This window comes from Streptomyces sp. NPDC003691, from assembly GCF_053981115.1.
Window position 1 is genome coordinate 1 of record NZ_JBSFNQ010000201.1, and the last position, 3,626, is coordinate 3,626.

A 3,626-nucleotide genomic window follows, 5' to 3' on the forward strand; every position below is an offset into this window, starting at 1 on the left:
TGGCGTGGTCGACGAGGTTCCAGAGGTCGTCGGGGTTGCGGATGCCGCCGGGGTAGCGGCAGCCGATCCCGATGACCGCCACCGGCTCCCGCTCCCCCTCCTCGATGTCCCGCAGCCGCTGATTCGCCTGCCGCAGCTCGGTGGTGGCCCGTCTGAGGTACTCGCGGAGCCGTCCGGAGTTACCGTCCCCGGCGCCGTCCGGGTGAGCCGCCTGCTCGGTGGTTCCGGCGTGGTCCATAAGAGATCGACTCCTCGGTTGCGTCCCGTGGTGCGGCCGGTCAGGCCGTGCCGAATTCGTGGTCCAGCGCCTCGAACAGATCGTCGTCGGAGGCCGCGGTGAGATCACCGGCCCGCTCGGCGGGCCGGGTGCGCTCCTGCCAGTCGCGCAGCAGCTCCCTGAGCCGGGCCTCGACCCCCTCGGGGTCGTCCGTACCGTCCGGCGAGAGCGCGGACAGTGTGCGTGCCAGCCCGTCGATCTCCGCGAGAACGGGTGTCCCCGTTCCCGTTTGCGTCCCCGGCGCCGCCCCGGCCCGTGCCTCCGCCTCCGCGAGCCGGGAGCGGACGTGTCCGGCCAGGACCTGCGGGGTGGGATGGTCGAAGACCAGCGTCGACGCCAGTGGCAGCCCCGTGGCCGCGGTCAGCCGGTTGCGCAGCTCGACGGCCGTCAGCGAATCGAAGCCCAGGTCCTTGAACGCCTCGTCCGCCACCACCGCCTCCGGACCCCGGTGCCCCAGCACGACGGCCACCTGCTCCCGGATCAGCTCCAGTACGACATCGTCCGCCTCCGCCTCCGTCAGCCCGGCCAGCCGCTCGGACAGCGACGGTCCATCGGCGGCCGCCGGCCCCGGTCGCGCTCCGTACCCCGTCGCCGCCGCGGGATCCGCCCGTACCAGCGAACGCAGCACCACCGGAACCGGCGCCGCCCCGTCCGCGGCGGCGAACGCCCCGGTGTCGATCCGGGCCGCGAAGGTCACCGGCTCCACCGCCCGCAGCGCGGCGTCGAACAGCGCCAGGCCCTCCGTGGACGACAGCGGCCGCAGCCCGCCCCGGCCGAGACGCCGGACATCGCCCTCGGTCAGATGCCCCGTCATTCCGCTGGAGTCCTCCCACAGACCCCACACCACCGACGAGGCCGGCAGACCGGCTCGGTGCCGCCGCCATGCCAGCGCGTCGAGAAACGCGTTACCGGCCGCGTAGTTCGCCTGCCCCGGACCGCCCAGCGTGCCCGCCGCCGAAGAGAACAGCACGAACGCCGCGAGATCCGCCCCGGCCGTCAACTCGTGCAGATGCCATGCCGCGTCCACCTTCGACCGCAGCACCGAGTCGAGCTGCTCCCCGGTCATCGATGTCACCGTCGCGTCGTCGAGGGTTCCGGCGGCGTGGATGACGGCGGTGAGGGGGTGGTTGGTGGGGATGGTGGTGAGGAGGGTGTGGAGTGCTTGGGGGTCGGAGGTGTCGCAGGCGGTGATGGTGGTGTGGGCGCCGAGTGCGGTGAGTTCTGTGTGGAGGGTTTGGGCGTTGGGGGTGTCGGGTCCGGTGCGGCTGACGAGGTGGAGGTGGGTGATGTGGTGTTCGGTGACGAGGTGGCGGGCGAGGAGGCTGCCGAGGGTGCCGGTACCTCCCGTGATCAGCACCGTGCCCGCCGGGTCCAGCGGACGCGGTACCCGCAGGGCGACCTTCCCCACATGCCGTGCCTGCCCCAGATACCGGAACGCCTCCAGGGCGTCGGCCGCATGCCACGCGGTCACCGGCAGCGGACGCAGCGCACCCGAGTCGAAGAGCGCCAGGATCTCCGCCAGCATCTCCCGGATCCGTTCCGGACCGGCCTCCACCATGTCGAACTGCCGGTACCGCACCCCGGGGTGGCGGTCGGCCGTCTCCCCGGGATCACGGACGTCCAGCTTGCCCATCTCGACGAACCGGCCGCCGCGCGGCAGCAGCTCCAGCGAGGCGTCGACGAACTCCCCGGCCAGCGAATTGAGGACCACGTCCACGCCCCGGCCGCCGGTGGCCGACAGAAACGCCTCGGTGAACCCGGTGTCGCGCGACGACGCGATACGCTCCGGCGGCAGCCCCGCCGCCCGGAGCAGCTCCCATTTGCCGCGGCTCGCCGTCCCGTACACCTCGGCACCCCGGTGGTGCGCCAGCTGGACCGCGGCCAGCCCCACCCCACCGGCCGCCGCATGGATCAGCACCGACTCGCCCGCGCCCAGGCCCGCCAGATCCGCCAGCCCGTAGTACGCGGTCAGATACACCACCGGTACGACCGCGGCCTGCGGGAACGACCAGCCTTCCGGGATCCGCGCCACCAGCCTGCGGTCGGTCACCGCGACCGGGCCGACACCACCGGGGAAGAGCCCGAACACCCGGTCGCCCGGGCGCAGGTCCGTCACATCGTCCGCGGTCTCCAGGACCACGCCCGCGGCCTCGCTGCCGATCGGCGCGTTCCCCGGATACATGTCCAGCGCGATCAGGACATCGCGGAAGTTCAGCCCGGCCGCCCGGACGGAGACCCGGATCCGGCCGGGCTCCAGCGCCTCGCCGGCCGCGGCCGAGGGAACGGGCGCCAGATTCTCCAGCGTGCCCCGCGGCCGGGCGTCCAGCACCCAGCCGTCCGGACCGTCGGGCAGGGACAGTGCCTCCTCGTCCGCGACGGGCGCCAGCCTCGGGACGTACGCCGCCCCCTCCCGTACGGCGAGCTGCGGCTCGTCGGCGCCGCGGATCGCGGCGATCGCCGCGGGCAGTGCCCTGGTCGTCTCCTCGTAGGCGTCCAGGTCGAGCAGGGCGAAGGCGCCCGGGTGCTCGGCCTGTGCCGACCGCAGCAGACCCCAGACCGCGGCGCCGCCGGGATCGTCGACGGAGTCGCCCGGCCGGACGGCCACGGCTCGTCCGGTCGTCACCGCCAGCGTCGCCCCGGCCAGCCTGGAGTCCGCGGCCCAGCCCTGAACCAGCTCCAGCGTCCGGCGCGCCAGACCACGGACCGCGTCCGGGACCGGTACGGCTTCGGGTACGGGTTCGCCTTCGGTCTCGGGTACGGCGCCGGACGGGCCGGTGGGTACGGTGACCGGCGCGCTGGGAGCGAGCACCACATCGGGTACGGGAGCGCCCGCGTCGAGGGCCGCGGTCAGCCCGGCCAGATCCTCGTACGACTCCGCCCGGCCGCCGGACGCCGCCAGGGCCCGCAGCAGGGCCCGGCTCCGGTCGTCCGCGCCGAGTACGGCGCAGCGCCCGGTCCGGACCGTGCCCGGCGCCGGGGGCAGCTCCTCCCAGCCGAGCCGGTGCAGTCCGTTGTCGTTGCCGGGAGTGCTGCCCAGCGAACGGGCGAGCCGGTCGCGGGAGACGGTCCGGACGGTGAGTTCCTCCGCGTAGAGCACGGGGGCACCGGAGGTGTCGGTGAGCCAGAGCGATACGGAACCGTCGTCGCGCGGCACGCACTGCACCCGGAGTTCGGTGACACCGGTGGCGAAGAATTGCACGTTCTTCCAGGCGAACGGGATGCGGATCAGCTCGGGGTCCAGTTCCGGACCGCTGAGTGGGAGGAGGTGGAGGGTGGTGTCGAGGAGGGTGGGGTGGAGGGTGTGTTGGTGGGGTGTGGTGTGGGTGGTGGGGTGTTGTTGGGTGTGGGC

The 3,626-nt window shown here is 73.6% G+C and carries 2 protein-coding genes; both read right to left on the reverse strand.

The features are described 5' to 3' along the window. The coding region (locus tag ACWDR0_RS34685; RefSeq protein ID WP_456355819.1) for a polyketide synthase docking domain-containing protein at positions 1-238 on the reverse strand (238 nt) is incomplete at its 3' end. A 40-nt stretch (positions 239-278) separates the two neighbouring features. Then, a partial coding sequence (locus ACWDR0_RS34690) for an SDR family NAD(P)-dependent oxidoreductase (RefSeq protein WP_456355820.1) occupies positions 279-3,626 on the reverse strand: 3,348 nt, incomplete at its 5' end.